11 protein-coding genes are annotated in these 16,852 nt (G+C 70.5%); 10 read left to right on the forward strand and 1 reads right to left on the reverse strand.

Features of this window, described 5'->3' with window-relative positions; genetic code table 11:
• Positions 1 to 2 precede the first annotated feature (2 nt).
• Positions 3 to 494: a hypothetical protein gene (locus J421_RS14625; protein ID WP_025411924.1), complete on the forward strand. Its 492-nt coding sequence runs from the start codon at positions 3 to 5 to the stop codon at positions 492 to 494.
• A 56-nt stretch (positions 495 to 550) separates the two neighbouring features.
• Here the strand turns inward: J421_RS14625 and J421_RS14630 are convergent, their stop codons facing one another.
• Positions 551 to 2,134, reverse strand: a complete 1,584-nt coding sequence (locus tag J421_RS14630; RefSeq protein WP_025411925.1) for an MSCRAMM family protein — start codon at positions 2,132 to 2,134, stop codon at positions 551 to 553.
• Between the two features lie 179 nt (positions 2,135 to 2,313).
• On the opposite strand from J421_RS14630, the gene J421_RS14635 reads away from it, so the two are divergent.
• The 9 genes from J421_RS14635 to J421_RS14675 all read left to right on the forward strand — a co-directional run bounded on the left by J421_RS14635 (position 2,314) and on the right by J421_RS14675 (position 16,830).
• Positions 2,314 to 3,813 carry an aldehyde dehydrogenase family protein gene (locus tag J421_RS14635; protein WP_025411926.1) on the forward strand — a complete coding sequence of 500 codons (1,500 nt, stop codon included), beginning with the start codon at positions 2,314 to 2,316 and terminating at the stop codon, positions 3,811 to 3,813.
• Positions 3,814 to 4,168: 355 nt separating this feature from the next.
• Positions 4,169 to 4,918, forward strand: coding sequence for a signal peptidase I (gene lepB, locus J421_RS14640; RefSeq protein WP_158508800.1), 750 nt, complete (start codon positions 4,169 to 4,171; stop codon positions 4,916 to 4,918).
• A gap of 136 nt (positions 4,919 to 5,054) precedes the next feature.
• Entirely contained in the window at positions 5,055 to 5,915 is an 861-nt protein-coding gene (locus tag J421_RS14645) for a sigma-70 family RNA polymerase sigma factor (RefSeq protein WP_025411928.1), read from the forward strand.
• A 526-nt stretch (positions 5,916 to 6,441) separates the two neighbouring features.
• Positions 6,442 to 10,005 carry a beta strand repeat-containing protein gene (locus J421_RS14650; protein WP_104022637.1) on the forward strand — a complete coding sequence of 1,188 codons (3,564 nt, stop codon included), beginning with the start codon at positions 6,442 to 6,444 and terminating at the stop codon, positions 10,003 to 10,005.
• 407 nt (positions 10,006 to 10,412) lie between these two features.
• The gene (locus tag J421_RS14655; protein ID WP_104022638.1) at positions 10,413 to 12,674 is read left to right on the forward strand and encodes a beta strand repeat-containing protein; all 2,262 of its coding nucleotides are present in this window, start codon (positions 10,413 to 10,415) and stop codon (positions 12,672 to 12,674) included.
• A 91-nt stretch (positions 12,675 to 12,765) separates the two neighbouring features.
• Positions 12,766 to 13,266: a YajQ family cyclic di-GMP-binding protein gene (locus J421_RS14660; RefSeq protein WP_025411932.1), complete on the forward strand. Its 501-nt coding sequence runs from the start codon at positions 12,766 to 12,768 to the stop codon at positions 13,264 to 13,266.
• Positions 13,263 to 13,958: a hypothetical protein gene (locus J421_RS14665; protein ID WP_148306333.1), complete on the forward strand. Its 696-nt coding sequence runs from the start codon at positions 13,263 to 13,265 to the stop codon at positions 13,956 to 13,958. Before J421_RS14660 ends, J421_RS14665 begins: the two co-directional genes overlap by 4 nt.
• A 93-nt stretch (positions 13,959 to 14,051) precedes the next feature.
• Positions 14,052 to 15,443 (forward strand): 30S ribosomal protein S12 methylthiotransferase RimO, encoded by a 1,392-nt coding sequence (gene rimO, locus J421_RS14670; protein ID WP_025411934.1) that lies wholly within the window; start codon positions 14,052 to 14,054, stop codon positions 15,441 to 15,443.
• Between the two features lie 55 nt (positions 15,444 to 15,498).
• Positions 15,499 to 16,830, forward strand: coding sequence for a SpoIID/LytB domain-containing protein (locus J421_RS14675; RefSeq protein WP_025411935.1), 1,332 nt, complete (start codon positions 15,499 to 15,501; stop codon positions 16,828 to 16,830).
• Positions 16,831 to 16,852: the final 22 nt, after the last annotated feature.

The following is a 16,852-nucleotide window of genomic DNA, read 5'->3' on the forward strand; positions in this document are numbered from 1 at the left end:
CGATGCCCGACCGCAATTGGGAGAAGGAGCTCGCGGAGATCGACCGGCGCATCTCGTCGACTCCGGACGAGGCGCTGGTCCCCGATCCGGCGCCGGCGCGCGTGCCCGCGAAGGCCGGCGCGCCCGCCGCGCGCCCGGGCCCGGCGCCGGTGAGCGCCGTCGCGACGGCCGCTCCGCGCCGCCACTGGAAGGCCACCGCGGGGCTGCTCGTCCGGGTGCTGCTGACCGCGCTGCTGCTCGCCGGCGTCGTGGTCTGGCCGTACGAGACGCGCTGCGGGGCGTGGCTCGCCGGCTATCTGGCCACCATCGCCGTCACCGGCCTCGCCGCGCTGTGGACCGCCGTGGCCGCGTGGCGGCACCGCGCGGCGCTCGTCCACGTGCTCTCGCTCGCGATGCTCGTCGCGGCAGGGGTGTACGGCGCGATCGAGGTCCTGCCGCGCGTCGGGTACGCGATGCCCGACCCGAACCACCCGGCGATGTGGGCGTGCCGGTGAACGCGATGGGGGGCGACCATGCGGTCGCCCCCCATCGCGTCGCCGGCTCGTAGCGCTCAGCGCCGCGGGTTCGGCCCGCCGCGCTTCGTCCAGATCAGCACCACCCCGCAGTCGCCGCCCGCGGAGCCGCCGTACTGCGCGGGTGCGCTCGACGCGTTGTTGTACACCTCGACGCCCGAGACCTCGGTGGGCCGCACGATGTTGTCGAGGTCATCGGCGCCCTGCATCACCCGCATGCCGTCGAGGAAGATCTCCGGCGTGCACCCGCCGCGGCCGCGCAGCACGTAGCCGAAGGAGCCGTTCGGCGACACCTGCATGCCGGGCGACATGCGCATGATGTCGGTCATCACCATCGGGTTCCGGTTCTCGATGTCCTCCTGCGTGAAATAGCGGCCGAAGCCGTTCTTCTTCCGCTCGAGGAACCCGTTGTAGTCGGTCTCCGCCTTCGTGCGCTGCCCGGTGACGGTGACGCCCGCGAGCACGGCGACCTGCTTCTCCAGCACCACGTCGACGTTCGCCGGGCGCTTCGCCGACAGGTCCACCGCGACGCGCTTCGGCTCGTAGCCGATGGCGCGCACCTCGAGGCTGTAGGTCCCGGCCGGAAGCCCGCCGAGCGAGAAGGCGCCGTTGTCGGTCGTGCGTCCCTGGACCCCGCTGCCCCACACCTGCAGGCGGGCGCCGGTGAGCACGCGGCCGTCGCGCCCCTTCACGGTGCCCGTCAGGCGCGCGTTGCCGCGGGTGACCGTGATGGGGTTGGCGGGCCGCTTCTCGATCGCGGCCATGGTGTCCGGCAGCTGCACCGCAATGACGGACGTGGAGTCGCCGAGGAAGAAGTCGCGGCGCACGATGCCGCGCGGCGGCACCTGCACGTCGATCACGCCGCCGGGCCGCCCGGGCGCCTCGGCGTTCGCCTCCACGCTGCCGTCCGGTGGCAGGCCGCAGATCACGTAGCCCCCGCTCGGGCGCACCTTCGCCGGATAGCGGCGGTGGGCGTTGCGCAGGCCCGCCGGGGTGATCTGCAGCTCGTTCCAGGTCACGACGACCTTCGCGTTCGGCACGGCGTTCCCGGACTCGGCGTCGCGCACCACGCCGACGAGCGCGCCGGTGGTGTCGCCCGGCGGCGCGTTGCACACCAGCGCGCGCAGCGTGCGCTGCCCCGGGATCCCGAAGTCGAGCCGCGCCGCGGTGTCTGGCTGGATGAGCACTCGCATCACGGGCTGCTCGAGGCCGACCGCGTCGAGCATCTCGTGGTAGAAGCCGGCGAGGTAGCGCCCCGGCTTCACCCCCGTGATGCGATAGCGCCCCTCCGAGTCCGTCGTGCCGACGAACGACTGCGACCGGTCGGTCTCGCTCACGACCTGCACGGTGGCGTCGCGGAGCGGCGTCTGCGAGAGGCTGTCATAGACGGTGCCGAACAGCGCCATCGGGCGTGTCGTGTCGCCCCGGAGCACCGGGAGGGGAGCCGCGGCGCCGGGTGCGGTGGGCGTCGGCTGGCGGGGCGGTGGCGCGGCGGGGCGCGATGGGCCGAGCGTCCCGGGGCGGGGCGCGGCCTGCGCGGAGAGAAGGGCGGGCACGAGCAGCGCGCCCGCGAGGATCGGCGCTGCCAGCAGGCGGCGCGCGATGCGGCGGTGGATCAGCATGGCCAACAAGTTACGAGCGAGCGTGGACGTCCCGCCAACGCGGGCGCGTGCGTTCCACGGGTTCGACCCCGGGGCGCGGGATCGCGCCACTAGATTCACCGCGTGACGCGGCGGAGTTCCGTCGCGACCGCAATCCGCCGGGGGCGCCACGGCGCCCACCGGCCACGACCAGCGTGCACATGACGACCTTCAAGAACTTCATCGGCGGTGAGTGGGTCGAGCCATCCACGGGCGACTACTTCGAGAACCGCAACCCCGCGGATACCACGGACCTCGTCGGTCGCTTCCCGCGCTCGGGCGCCGAGGACGTGCAGCGCGCCGTGGAGAGCGCGCAGCGCGGCTTCGCGCTCTGGCGGCGGACGCCGGCGCCCGCCCGTGGCGACGTCCTCCGTCGCGTCGGCGACCTCATGGTCCGTCGCAAGGAGGAGATCGCCGATCTGATGACGCGCGAGATGGGCAAGCCGCTGAACGAGACGCGCGGCGACGTGCAGGAGGGGATCGATACGGCCTTTTACGCGGCCACGGAGGGGCGTCGGCTGTTCGGCCACACGGTGCCGAGCGAGCTACGGAGCAAGTGGGCGATGAGCTTCCGCCGCCCCGTCGGCGTCTGCGGCATCATCACGCCGTTCAACTTCCCGATGGCCATCCCCACCTGGAAGATGTTCCCGGCGCTCCTGTGCGGGAACGCGTGCGTCTTCAAGCCAGCCGAGGACGTGCCGCACACGGGCCACGTGCTCGTCGAGATCCTGCTCGAGGCCGGGCTGCCGCCGGAGGTCATCCAGCTCGTCCACGGATTCGGCGAAACCGTTGGGAAATCGATCGTTGAGCATCCGGATGTGCCCGTCATCTCCTTTACCGGGTCAACGGAGACGGGCCGGATCGTCGGCGAGACGTGCGGCCGGATGCACAAGCGGCTGTCGCTGGAGATGGGCGGCAAGAACGCCCAGATCGTGCTCGACGACGCCGACCTCGACCTCGCGCTCGAGGGCGTGCTGTGGGGGGCGTTCGGGACCACCGGGCAGCGGTGCACGGCGACCAGCCGCCTCATCCTCCAGAAGGGGATCCACGACCGCTTCCTCGCCGACCTCGAGAAGCGCGCCTCGGCGCTCCGACTGGGCGACGGCCGGAAGGATGGCACCGACGTCGGGCCGCTGATCCACGAAGCGTCGCGCGAGAAGGTCGAGAGCTACGTGGAGATCGGGCAGAAGGAGAAGGCCGACCTCGTGCTCGGCGGCGAGCGCCCGAGTGGCAAGGACCTGCAGAACGGCCACTTCTTCCAGCCGACGATCTTCGCCGGCGTGAAGGCGGGGAGCCGGCTCGAGCAGGAGGAGATCTTCGGCCCGGTGCTGTCGGTGATCCGCGTCGACTCGGCCGACGAGGCGTTCCGCATCAACAACGACGTGAAGTACGGGCTCTCGTCGTCGCTGTACACGCGCGACGTGAACCTCGCCTTCCGCGCGCTGGAGACGCTCGACAACGGCATCACCTACATCAACGCCCCGACCATCGGTGCCGAGGCGCACCTGCCGTTCGGTGGCGTGAAGCAGACCGGCAACGGCCACCGCGAGGGCGGCTGGGAGGTCTACGAGTTCTATTCGGAGACGAAGGTTGGGTACCTCGATTACTCGGGCACGCTGCAGCGTGCCCAGATCGACAACTATCTGGGAACGCCTGATTGAGTCGGGCGCCCTACCGCGTATGGACGGGGAGCCCTGCCGTGGGCCCAACGGAGCTTCCCGTCCGCGCGTAGGATGCTGGCAACGTTTGTGACGCGCGCGTCATGTGAGTAGTCTCCAACCGGAACATGATGGTGCGCGTAGTGATACGGATAGAGGCCGGCTCGTCGGCTTGCGCCCTTGACAGGGAGCGGTTTGATTCCAACGCGCGTCGGCGCGCACCGTGACCCTCCCGCCTTTCACGCCGGCTTCGACCACGTCGTACATGGACTCGAGCACCGGTTCGGCCGTCTCTCCCACCTGTCCGGTCGATCGCGGTTACGCCACCCATGTGGCACGCGCCGAGGCTCTGCGTCGTGTGAACCACGTCCCGCGGCTGCGGATCGGATGGCTGTGGGAGTGGGCGAAGGTGCTCCAGATCGCGTTCCTGCTCTTCCTCGTTCTCAAGACGTTTCTCGTCGAGGCGTACAAGATCCCCAGCGGCAGCATGGAGCACACGCTGCTCGTGGGGGACTTTCTGCTGGTGAACAAGCTGGTGTACGGGGCCGAGGTGCCGTTCACCGGCCAGCGTCTCCCGCGGCTGCGCGATCCGCAGCGCGGCGACGTGCTGGTGTTCCAGTGGCCGGAGGATCCGAGCAAGAACTTCGTGAAGCGGCTGGTCGGCGTGCCGGGCGACACGCTCATGATGCGGGACGGCGAGCTGTTCGTGAACGGCCATGCGCAGCGCGAGCAGTACGTGACGCACACCGAGCCGGGCGTCGACCCCACGTTCGAGGAGTTCCGCTGGCAGCGCGACTACGTGGTGCGCTCCGCGGTGGCGGCACCGACCAGTGCCGTGGCGGGTGAACTGGCCGTCGCGACGCGCGATCCGGGCGATCATCCGTCGCGAAACAATTGGGGGCCGTTGATCGTCCCCCGTGGCAGCTACTTCGTGCTCGGCGACAATCGCGACAACTCGCTCGACAGCCGGTACTGGGGCTTCGTGCCCGACTCGCTCGTGCGCGGCCGCCCGATGGTCGTGTATTACAGCTACGCTCCCGATAGTGCCGATCGACTCGCCTGGTTGAGGGCCATTCGCTGGTCCCGCCTCGGCGAGCGTGTGCGATAGATCGTCCCCCTCGACGTCTCCGACGTCGCGCAGCGGAGTCCGGGCCCGCGGCGCCTGCAGTCCCCACCGGAGTTCGTGCCGTGCGACGCGGCACGCGCGAACCGTTGCACCGTGGCACGAGGAGCCGTAGGTCCCCATGGCCGTCACGCCCGCCTCCAAGAAGCACTCCTACGAAGAAGGGTCGCTCGACCAGTACCTTCGGGACATCTCCGCGTACCCGCTGATCTCGCGCGAGGAGGAGGCCGACCTCGCGCGCCGGATCCGCACCGGTGACCAGGAGGCGCTCGACAAACTGGTTCGGTCGAACCTGCGCTTCGTCGTGTCCGTCGCGAAGAAGTATCAGAACCAGGGCGTCTCGCTCTCGGATCTGATCAACGAGGGGAACCTCGGCCTGATCCGGGCGGCCCACAAGTTCGACGAGACGAAGGGGATCAAGTTCATCTCCTACGCCGTGTGGTGGATCCGGCAGGCGATCCTCCAGGCGCTGGCGGAGCAGTCGCGCATCGTGCGCGTGCCGCTGAATCGCGCGGGCACGCTGCATCGGATTGGCAAGCGGGCGAACTCGCTGCTGCAGGAGCTCGGGCGCGAGGCGACGCACGCCGAGATCGCCGAGGGGATGGATCTGTCGGAGGAAGAGGTCGCGAAGACGATGTCGATCTCGCAGGCCCACCTCTCGCTCGACGCGCCGCTCACGCCGGGCGAGGACAACCGCCTGCTGGACTATCTCGCCGACAACGTGAACCCGACGCCCGACGAGCAGACGTTCGAGAAGGCGCTCACGGAGGCGGTGGAGGAGTCGCTGTCGGGGCTGAAGGAGCGGGAGTCGAAGATCCTCCGACTCTACTTCGGTCTGGACGGCGAGGAGCCGATGACGCTGGAGCAGATCGGCGCCCTGCTCGGGATCACGCGCGAGCGGGTGCGGCAGATCAAGGAGAAGGCGCTGTCGCGGCTGCGGCACGTCTCGCGCGCGCGCGCGCTCGAGTCCTTCCTCGGTTGAGCCCTTCCGGGCCGGCGTGACGCGCCGGCCCCCCCTCTCGTCCTTCCCACCCGCCCCCTGATTCCGACGGCCGCGTTACGCGGCGGGGCCTTCGTCGGTCATTTCGCGGTAACGGCAGCGTCGCGCACACGGTTTGCGCGGCGCCGGGCCGCACCAGCGAGTCAGGGTGGCTCCTACCGATGTCGTCGTCGACGCAGCACGGATACACCGCGTCATGGTCACAGCACGAGGTACTTCCGCCGCACGGCGTAGGGGGAAGCGTGCTTGACAATGATTCGAGGCTGGATAGGTTGCGGCGTCTATGCGACAGTGCCCCCTCGGGGGCGTAGTGTGCCCATTCTCCAGGAGGTGTCCGGTTCTGCGAGACTCTTGTGAGAGGAAGGTGCTCGTGCAGGACCCCGTCGCAGCTCGGGCGGGTGGCAAGCCAGCAAGTTCGTGAGCAAGTGCACGACGGTAGGACCGCGCTGAGTGCGCACTCCCGGCGGATTCGATCCGCCACACCAGGCAACAACAGAGGACCTAGCGAATGAGACTCGTCAATTGGCGTGCACTCGTCGTCGGCGCCGTGGGCTTCGGCCTCGCGGCGTGCGGTGATGACGTCACGGTCACGCCTCCGGCGCCCACCATTACGCTCAACCCCACCTCGCTGACTTGTACGACGGGTCAGACGGTGGCGGTCGGCGTGACGGTGACCGGTGGCAGCAACACGTCGATCGCCTTTGCGTCGGGCGGCAGCAATCTCACGGTGACGCCGGCTGGCGCGAGCGGCGCCACGGTCGTTTGTAACACGGCGGGCGCTGGCGTCATCAACGTGACGGTCACCAGCAACGGCCAGACGTTCCCGGCGACGATCCCGGTGACGATCAACGCGGCGCAGAGCAATGTGCTCGCCGTGCAGATCTCGCAGGGTTCGGCGACGGTCTCGGTTGGTGGCACGACGACGCTCGCCGCGACGGTGAGCCTCGCGCCGGGCGCCCCGGCGAACACGTCGACGGCTGTGACGTGGACCTCGGGCGATCCGACGATCGCGACGGTCAACTCGACGACGGGTGTCGTGACCGGCGTGAAGGCGGGTACGACGACGATCACGGCGTCGTCGGTCGCGAACCCGAACCTCAAGGCGACGATTCCGGTGACGGTCACCGCGCAGTCGCTCGTCCAGAGCCTCACGGTCGGCTCGAGCACGCTGACGCTCCAGGTCGGTCAGACGTCGCAGATCGCGACGACGGTGACCCTGGCCCCGGGCGCTCCGGCGGGTACCTCGACCGGCGTGACCTGCACCTCGTCGACGACCAGCGTCGCGACGATCTCCGGCGGCACGACCTCGCCCTGCACGATCACGGCGGTGAGCGCGGGTCAGTCGGTCATCACGGTGAAGTCCGTCGCTGACACGAACATCCGTCAGACGATCGGCCTCACGGTCGGCGCGCTCGCGCCGGTCCGCCTCACGATCCAGAGCGTCGACGTCATCGGCCCGAACGGCCGTCAGCCGGCCGACCTCACGAACGTTGGCGGCAACCTGTTCCTCACGATGAACCTCGATCCGGGCGACAACCGGCCGGACAGCGTCGTCGTGGTGATCGGTGGTCAGCGCGTGAACTGCCAGACGTTCACGGCGCAGCTCGCGGCCGCGTATCGCGCGGCGCTCCAGAACGGCTCGGCGGACGTCGCGCCGATCACGTGCCAGCTCAACACGTCGCAGTTCAACTCGACGACTGGTGTGCCGCTCGTCACGAACGGCCAGCAGCCGCTGAGCGCGACGGTGTTCTTCCACACCGGCACGACGGGCACGGGCCCGGGCACGCAGCAGACGGCGACGATCCAGCAGATCCTGACGGTCAACAACGCGTCGGGCTTCTTCGTCAACGTCGCGAACACGCCGTCGGCCTCGCAGGCCGCGGTGAACGCGACCGGTCAGGCGACCGGTCCGCAGGGCGTGCTGTGGCGCGCCGGTGACATCACGGTCACGGTTCTCCCGGTGAACTTCACGCCGGTCGTGAACCCGGGCACGCAGTCGTTCACGATCTCGCTGCAGGACGCGAACGGGATCGTGGAGCAGCGCACCGCTTCGGCCACGTCGGGCGCCGCGTCGTACTCGGTCACCTTCCCGGGTGGCTCGGGCGACGTCTTCAACCCGAACGGTGACCCGCTCGGCCAGCGCTCGCTCGCCGGCTACACGTCGCCGAACGCCGGCATCGCGCCGGCCTTCAACCCGCAGGGTATCTACACGGGCGGCGGTACGCTGGTCGTCGTCGGCACGCAGGCGGGCACGGGCAACACGACCGTCCTGAACGCCGCCGGTCAGCCGGCCGGCTTCAACGGCGGCTTCGGCAACACCGTCGCCTCGCCGATCTTCATCGACAACCAGAACCCGCAGCCGGCGATCAACTTCGGCAACCCGACCGCGGGCCCGCCGTCGGCGAACTTCGCCAACACGGGTACCTCGTTCGTCGGCTTCATCAACGGTGGGTTCAACTTCCAGAACTCGCTGACGCCGCAGTTCCTCGTCACCGCGAACAACATCCTGAGCGGCACGACGACGGCGAACCCTGACTTCGGCGGCGTGGATCGCGTGTCGGTGCAGTTCTTCGCCGGCAGCTCGACCAGCGCGACGACGCTGACGGGCGGCACGGCGATCACGACCGGCTCGCAGCTCGCCCCGAACGCCTCGAACACGGCGTTCAACGTCGCCATCTCGCTCGTCGACGCGCTCGGCAACCGCCGGAACCAGCGCGTGGGCAGCGGTGTGGGCGGCGGTCCGCTCACGATCAACGCGACGGGTACCGCGGTCAGCGGCAACCAGTTCGTGTCGTTCGGCGTCGACGTGGCCGCTCCGACGGTCCAGCAGACGGCGGGCTTCACGCAGAACACCGTCACGACGAACGGCGCTCCGCTGACCTTCCAGTTCGCGGGTGCCGACGAGACGGGCTTCGGTCTCAACCCGATCCTCGTCACGGTCTCGCGCACGGCTCGCATCAGCTCGACGACGACGCCGGTCGGCAACCAGCCGGACGTCGCCAGCAACAGCTCGCTCACGACGAGCGCCCCGGGCACGTACTGCGCGATCAGCGCGGACGCGGCTGGTAACCTGACGTTCGCTGACACCCCGGGTGGCACGTGCGCCCCGATCGCGGTCGCGGGCAGCATCACGCTGCCGGGCAACGCGAACGGCCAGTACTCCATCACGGCCCAGGCGCGCGACCAGGCGGGCAACGTCTCGACGTCGGTCACCCGCATCGTGGTGGTGGACGCGAAGGCGCCGTTCGCCGGCGGCATCTCGCTGCCGCAGGTGATCACGGGCAACCAGCCGGCCAACTTCACGGTTGCCGCCAGCGACAACCTGGAGCTCGGCTCGGTCTCGGCCTCGATCGGCTACACGGGGACGCTGAACCTCCGTTACCCGCCGGTCGCGATCGGCACGGCGTTCGACAACGTCTTCACGGCCAACAACCAGGCCATCGCGCTGACGGTTCCGAACTTCGTCCGCTCGATCGCCTTCACCAGCGCGGCCGGTGCGCCGGGCTCGCCGATCATCGCCAGCGAAGTGTCGGCGATCGTCGCGGACCTCGCGAACAACACCGCCGTCGCCACGGTGCAGATCCCGCGTAACAACATCGCGGGCACGCCGCAGTCGTTCGCGACGGGCAGCGTGGTGTCGAACCTGATCACGTTCTCGCTGCAGGCCTTCACCGGCAACAACGCGCCGGGCAACGCCATCACGATCTCGGGTGGCGGGACGGCCAACACGGCGACGTCGGCGACGATCCAGACGGTCCAGACGGGTACGGCGGGGACGTTCATCTCGCCCTTCCAGCGGATCGAGCTGTACGTCAACACGGGTCTCGGCCCGAACGGCGCGCCGACGTACCAGTTCATCGGTTCGATCCCGGCGGGTCTCGTGCAGGACAACCCGGCAGCGTTCCCGGGCCAGCGCGTGATCACGTCGTCCTTCACGCTGACGTCGGCGACGACGCCGCTCATCTTCGCGCCGCAGGGTGGCCAGAACACCTACGACGTGATCGCGGTCGGTGTCTCGGCGAACGGCGACGCGCTGATCGCGGGTCCGATCCAGGTCAACGTGATCCCGTAATGAGCTAGTCATCGACTAGTCGCTCGAAGCGAAGGGCTCCGCCGAAAGGCGGGGCCCTTCGTGCTTTCCCCCCCACGGCAGGCGGGCCGGTGGCGCGCCCCGCGCGCGCCCCATTAGCTTCCCGCTCCGGTGTCGCGCCGCCGCGACAGCCCACGGTGCCGAAGCAGACGCACGCAGCCGCGCGCGATGGCCCGTGGCCGACGCCCGAGACGCAGCCTTGGTCGCCGCAGGTCCGTGTGCCCCCGACGCCGGGCGGCCCGAACCCGTCGAAGTGACTGGCGCACACCGAAACCCTCGCGTCGCGCACGCGATCGGCGCTTCGCTTGCAGGGTGTCCGGCCGCTCCCGGTCGACCTCGCCGAGGCGTGATCGATCGGCGCGTCCATCCACCACTCGCCCGCATCACCCATGCGCCTATTTCGTCCTCGCGCACTCGCACGCGTCGCCCTGCTCGGCGCGTTCGTCGTCGCTACCGCCTGCGACAACACGACGGAGCCGACCAATCCCAGCTCGATCGTCGCCGTCGGCAGCCAGACGGTCACCGGTCGCGCCGGCGATGCCGTGCAGGTCACCGTTCGCGTCCTCAACTCGAACGGCAATCCGCTCTCCGGGCAGGGCGTGACGTTCACGCCGACCACGGGGACCGCAAATCCCTCCACCGTCAGCACCGACGCGAACGGCCAGGCCACGACGACGTGGACGCTCGGTACCGCCGTCGGCACGCAGACGCTGAACGCCACCGTCGCCGGCGTCACCCCGATCACGTTCTCGGCGACGGTGAGCCCCGGCAAGCCGGCGAGCATCACCGTCCAGGCGGGGAACAACCAGTCGGCCGCCGTCGGCACCGCCGTCACCACCGCTCCGTCGGTGCTGGTGAAGGATGCCGCCGGTAATCCGGTGCAAGGCATCAGCGTGGTGTTCACCGTCGCGAGCGGCGGCGGCTCGGTGACCAACGCCGTCGCGACGACCAACGCGCAGGGCATCGCCACCGTCGGCAGCTTCACGCTCGGCAGCACCGCGGGTGCGAACACGCTGACCGCGCAGGTCGTCGATCCCACGCTGACATCGCCGCTCACGACCAGCTTCACGGCGACCGGCACCGCAGGCGCCGCCTCGCGCGTGACGGCGCAGCGCGGCACGAACATCTCCGGCGTGGCCGGCGTCGCGCTCGGTGCGACGAACCTGCCGCAGGTGCTGGTGACCGACGCGAACAACAATCCCGTCGCTGGCGCCCAGGTGACGTTCACGGTCACGAGTGGTGGCGGCACGGTGACCGGCGCGACGCAGACGACGAACGCGCAGGGCATCGCGACGCTCGGCGGCCTCACGCTCGGTCAGACGGTCGGACCGAACATCATCACGGCGAACGTGCAGGGCGTCGGCAGCACCGTGTTCACGATCGCCGGCACGGCCGGCGCGCCGGCCACGGTGACGATCCAGAGCGGCAACAACCAGTCGGTGCCCGCAGGATCGCCGCTCACCGCGGCGCCGTCGGTGCTCGTGCGCGACCAGTTCGGCAACCCCGTGTCGGGCGTGACGGTGACGTTCGTGCCGACGAGCGGCAATGGCTCGGTGCTCGGCGGCACGCAGACGACGAACGCGCAGGGCATCGCCGCGGCCGGCGGCTTCACGGTCGGCGCGACGCCGGGGACGAACACGTTCGAGGCGCGCGTCGCCGGCCTGCCGCCCGCGGTGTTCACCGCGACCGGTCAGGCGGGCGCGCCGGCGACGATCACGAAGGTCACGCCGGACACGGTCGTCGTGACGGCGTTCTCGCAATCCGGTCCGTTCACGGTGCTCGTGCGCGACGCCGCGGGCTTCCCGGTGCAGGGCCAGACCGTGACGTTCGCCATCGACTCGGCGAAGGCCGGGACGCTCACCGCGACGTCGGTGCAGACGAACGCGCAGGGCCAGGCGAGCGTGCGACTCGACGCCGGCGCGGTGATCGACACCGCGGTCGTCACGGCGAACGTCGGCAACCTGAACGCGGTGGTGTTCATCGCCGTCGTGCAGCAGAACGTTCCGACGATCGTGCGCGAGGTCCAGGGCAACGGCCAGTCGGCGACGGCGGGCACCATGGTCGGCATCAACCCGACGGTCGAGGTGCGCGACGCGAACGGCAGGCCGGTGGCGGGCGTGCTGGTGAACTTCCAGGTGAACCCGGGGAACCAGGGCGCCGGCCTCCTGCCGCTCAGCAATGACGTGATCCCGATCAACAACGGCTTCTCGGTGCCGACGGACGTGAACGGGCGCGCGGCCGTGGGCTGGCAGCTCGGTGGCGCGCCGGGGCAGAACATCCTGAACGCGACCGTCTCCGCCCCCAGCATCACGAACAACCCGATCGTGTTCACGGCGACGGGTACGGCGATCCCGACGTCGGCGGTCGTCACCATCTTCGCGGGCGACGCGCAGACGGCGCCGGCCGGGACGCTGGTGCCGACGCAGCCGGCCGTGCTCGTGAAGAACGCGGCGGGTCAGCCGCTCGCCGGCGTGACGGTGCAGTTCATCCCGAACGGCAACGGCACCGTCTCGAACCCGACCGCGCAGACCGACGCGAACGGTATCGCGCGCATCTCGTGGCGCCTGAGCACGCAGCCCGGCCCGAACTCGCTCTCGGCGTCGGTCGTGGGCCTCGGCGTCGGCGTGGTGTTCAACGCGATCGGCCAGTAAGCTCGCAGTCGTGCTCGACGCGCGGGCCCGGAGCGATCGCTCCGGGCCCGCGCTCACGTGCTCCCCTCACACGTCCACCGGGTACGCTCCGATGGCCCAGCTCTCGTCGTTCGACGTCACGACCGGCGTCGATCTCCAGGAAGTGGACAACGCCGTGAACCAGGCGCAGAAGGAGATCGCGCAGCGATACGACTTCAAGGGATCGCGCGCCGAGATCGATTTCCGCCGCGGCGAGGAGCTGCTCGCGCTGACGGCGGACAGCGAGTTCCAGATGACCGCGCTGTTCGACGTGCTGCAGTCGAAGCTGATTCGCCGCGGCGTACCGGTGAAGAACCTCGACATCGGCGAGATCAAGCAGGCGGGCGGCGACACCGTACGCCGCGAAATCAAGCTGAAGACCGCGCTCGATTCGGAGACCGCGCGCAAGGTCGCCGCGGACATCAAGGCCGCGAAGCTGAAGAAGGTGCAGGCGGCGATCCAGGGCGATCAGGTGCGCGTCAGCGCGCCGTCGCGCGACGAGCTGCAGGAAGCGATCGCGGTGCTGCGGAAGGGCGACTACGGCGTGGAGCTGAAGTTCGGGAACTATCGATGATGCGCCGGGTGGTCACATCGCTCGTGCTGCTCACCGCCATCGGCTGCGGGAGCGACGAGCCGGTCGTGGTGACGAAGGGTCCATCGTTCACCGTGGACCCGACGTCGGTGCGGGTCGGCATCGGACAGACGCAGCGAGTGACGGTGCACGGTTTCGGTGGCGAATCGATCGCGCTCGCGTTCCGGTCCGCGGATTCGTGCGTCGCGCAGGTCACGACGGATGGAGTGGTCCTCGGCGTCGGCGCGGGCATCACGACGCTGAACATCGATGTCGTGCACGGCGGTCAGCGCATTCCGGTGACGCTGCCGGTCACCGTCGCGGAGCTCGCGGTCCTGCGCCTAACGATCCAGTCGATCACCACCGGATCGCCGCCGACCGCGGTGGACCTCGCGGCGGTGCGCGGCCTGGTGACGGTGACGGCGAACGTCGATCCGACGACGTTCGCGACCGTCGAGCTGCGGCTCGCGGGCCGCTCCGTCGAGACACGGCCGGTGCCGCAGGCTGCACCAGACGCTCCGGTCGCACCGGTGGTGTTCACCGTGAACACCGCGGCGCGCGACGCGGCCGGGGCGCCGCTGTACCCGAACGGCCCGCAGCAGCTGCAGCTCGTCGGCACGCGCTCGCCGCCGGCGCCGGGCTGCGCGCCGCGGACCGGGTCGATCGTGCAGGCGCTGACGCTCGCGAACCCGTGACGGCGGTCGGTTGAGGGATCGGGAACGTTCGGCTAAGTTGCGGAGTAGCAAGCAGTTCTGCGTGTCACCGCCGTTCCTCGAGCCACCTCCGTCGTGAAAGTCGCTCTCGTCACCCTCGGCTGCGACAAGAACACCGTCGACAGCGAGCGCTATCTCGCCCAGCTCGTCGCGCACGGCGCGCAGCCGACCGACGATCTGGAGGCGGCCGAGGTGATCCTCGTGAACACGTGCGGCTTCATCGACGCGGCGAAGCAGGAGTCGATAGACGCCATCGTCGACGCGGGGCGGCTCAAGGTGGACGGCGCGTGTCAGGCCGTGGTCGCGGTGGGCTGCATGGTGCAGCGGCACAAGAGCGAGCTGGCCGAGGCGCTGCCGGAGGTCGACCTGTTCCTCGGCGCGTCGGAGGTCGATCGCCTGATCCCGGAGCTCGCGGCGCGCGGCGTGGTGTCGCCCGACCCGCTGGTCGCACATCCCGGCGTGCGGCTGTTCGCCGGCGAGCTGCCGCACGTGCGCTACCTCAAGGTGAGCGAGGGGTGCGATCACGGGTGCGCGTTCTGCGCGATCCCGCTCATGCGCGGGCGCCATCGCTCGTTCTCGCTCGACGAGATCGTGCGCGAGGCGCAGCTGCTGGAGCTGCAGGGCGCGCGCGAGGTGAACCTCGTGGCGCAGGATCTCGCGCACTACGGGCGCGACCGCCGCGACGGCACGCGGCTACCCGAGCTGCTCGAGGCGCTCGTGCGCGAGACGTCGATTCCGTGGATCCGCAATCTCTACCTGTACTCGACGGGGATCACGCCGCGGCTGCTCGAGGTGATCGCGGCGAACCCGCGCATCCTGCGCTACCTCGACATGCCGATGCAGCACGCGTCGGACGCGGTGCTGGAGCGCATGCGCCGCCCCGAGCGGCAGCGCACGATCCGCGAGAAAGTCGCGCGCTTCCGCGCCGCCGTGCCCGACCTCGCGATCCGCACGACGTGCATCGTCGGCTTCCCGGGCGAGACCGAGGCCGACTTCCAGCAGCTGCTCGACTTCCTCGAGGAGATCCGCTTCGATCGCGTCGGCGCGTTCACGTACTCGCCGCAGGAGGGCACGCGCGCGTACGCGATGGTCGACGACGTGCCGGAGGCGATCAAGCGCGAGCGCCTCGAGCGCCTAACGGATCTGCAGCGCGCGATCACGGCGGAGCGCTACGAGGAGTACGCGGGACGCACGACGACGCTGCTCGTCGACCGCGCGGCCGCGGACGGCGAGCCCGCGCAGGCGCGCGCGCCGTGGCAGGCGGACGACGTGGACGGCGTGACGTGGCTCGACACCGATGCCGCCGCGGGCTCGTTCGTGGAAGCGCGGATCGACGAGGTGGCGGACGACTACGACTTCGTGGCGACGCCGTTGCGCGTGGTGTCGGCATGGTCCGCGCGCCGACCGGGCCGCAGGCGCGCGCTGCCGACGATCGCGTTGCCGACGGTCGGGAGCTACGGTCGATAAGCCCGGAGTCGGCGCGCACGCACCACGGGCCACACGCGAACCCGGAGACGCTCGGATGCAGTGGACGCGGAACGTGGGCCGGGCGCTGACCGCGGCGACGTTAGGCGCCGTGCTGGCGATGGCGTGTGCGCAGCGCGCCGGGCCGCGGGCCTCACGCCCGACGCCGCCGCGCAGCTCGGCGGGTGGCGAGGTGGCGGCGTTGCTCAACGGACGCGTGGCGCGCGTGGCGCTCGCCACCGGCGCGACGCTCCCCGTGTTCGGTGGCACCGGCGAGTGGCGCGTGTTCGGCGAGGACGCGCGCTCGCCGCTCGCGCGCGTGAGCGGGGGCATGGAGTGGCGCGTGGAGCGGCGCGGGCTGCAGCTGCGCGCGGTGGGCCCCGACGGCGCGACGCCGTGGCGCGACGGGCCGCTGGTCGCGCGCGCGACGACGTCCGACGGCTATCTCACGTTCAACGGCCGGCGCTGGCGCGGCGAGCTGTGGGCGCACGCGACGAACGCGGGCATCGCGGTCGTGAATCGCGTCGCGGTGGAGGACTATCTGCGCGGCGTGGTGCCGCTGGAGCTCGACGCGCCCGCACCGGCGGATGCCGCGGCGCTGCAGGCGCAGGCCGTGGCGGCGCGCAGCTACGTGTACAGCCGCCTGCCCGAGTTCGAGCCGCGCGACGTCGCGATCCGTCAGGCCGCGCTGCCGTACGACCTGCGCGCGACGACGAGCGACCAGGTGTACGGCGGCGTCGACGCCGAGCGTGCCGCGGCCGATCGCGCGGTTGCGAGCACGACGGGGCTCGTCATCCGCTATGCGGGCGCCGTGGTGTCGGCGCCGTATCACTCGTCGTGCGGCGGCAGCACCGCGGATCCCGACGAGCTGTGGCAGTCGGAGAACGAGCCATGGCTGCGGCGCGTGAGCGATCGCATCCCGGGCACGGATCGCTATTACTGCGACATCGCGCCGCGCTTCCGGTGGACGCGCACGTGGGACGAGGCGACGCTGCGCGGCGTGCTCGATCGCTACCTGCGCGCGGGCAGCGGTGCACGCGTGCCGGTGGGCGCCGTGCGCGACGTCGCGGTGTCGTCGCGCACGGCCAGCGGCCGGGTCGGCGTGCTGTCGATCGCGACGGACGGAGGACGCGCGCTGCTGCGCGGCAACGACATTCGCTTCGCCGTGCGCTCGGTCGGTGGCGATATCCTGCCGAGCACCTATTTTTCCGTCGACGCGGAGCGGGGCGCGGACGGGCGCCTCGCGCGCCTGACGATTCGCGGAAATGGCAACGGTCACGGAGTGGGGATGTGTCAGTGGGGCGCCGTCGGGCGCGCGCGTGCCGGCCAGGACTTCCGCGCGATCCTGCGGGCGTACTTCCCGGGCGCGACGGTGGAGCGCGCGGAATGAGGCGCGCGTGACGCGCGCGACG

The organism is Gemmatirosa kalamazoonensis, assembly GCF_000522985.1.
Classification (GTDB): Bacteria; Gemmatimonadota; Gemmatimonadetes; order Gemmatimonadales; family Gemmatimonadaceae; genus Gemmatirosa; species Gemmatirosa kalamazoonensis.

Coding starts and splice junctions, on each gene's coding strand:
- J421_RS14660 (WP_025411932.1), top strand. CDS start 12,766: ATGGCCCAGCTCTCGTCGTTCGACGTCACGACCGGCGTCGATCTCCAG.
- J421_RS14625 (WP_025411924.1), top strand. CDS start 3: ATGCCCGACCGCAATTGGGAGAAGGAGCTCGCGGAGATCGACCGGCGC.
- J421_RS14675 (WP_025411935.1), top strand. CDS start 15,499: ATGCAGTGGACGCGGAACGTGGGCCGGGCGCTGACCGCGGCGACGTTA.
- J421_RS14650 (WP_104022637.1), top strand. CDS start 6,442: ATGAGACTCGTCAATTGGCGTGCACTCGTCGTCGGCGCCGTGGGCTTC.
- J421_RS14645 (WP_025411928.1), top strand. CDS start 5,055: ATGGCCGTCACGCCCGCCTCCAAGAAGCACTCCTACGAAGAAGGGTCG.
- J421_RS14665 (WP_148306333.1), top strand. CDS start 13,263: ATGATGCGCCGGGTGGTCACATCGCTCGTGCTGCTCACCGCCATCGGC.
- J421_RS14655 (WP_104022638.1), top strand. CDS start 10,413: ATGCGCCTATTTCGTCCTCGCGCACTCGCACGCGTCGCCCTGCTCGGC.
- J421_RS14630 (WP_025411925.1), bottom strand. CDS start 2,134: ATGCTGATCCACCGCCGCATCGCGCGCCGCCTGCTGGCAGCGCCGATC.
- J421_RS14635 (WP_025411926.1), top strand. CDS start 2,314: ATGACGACCTTCAAGAACTTCATCGGCGGTGAGTGGGTCGAGCCATCC.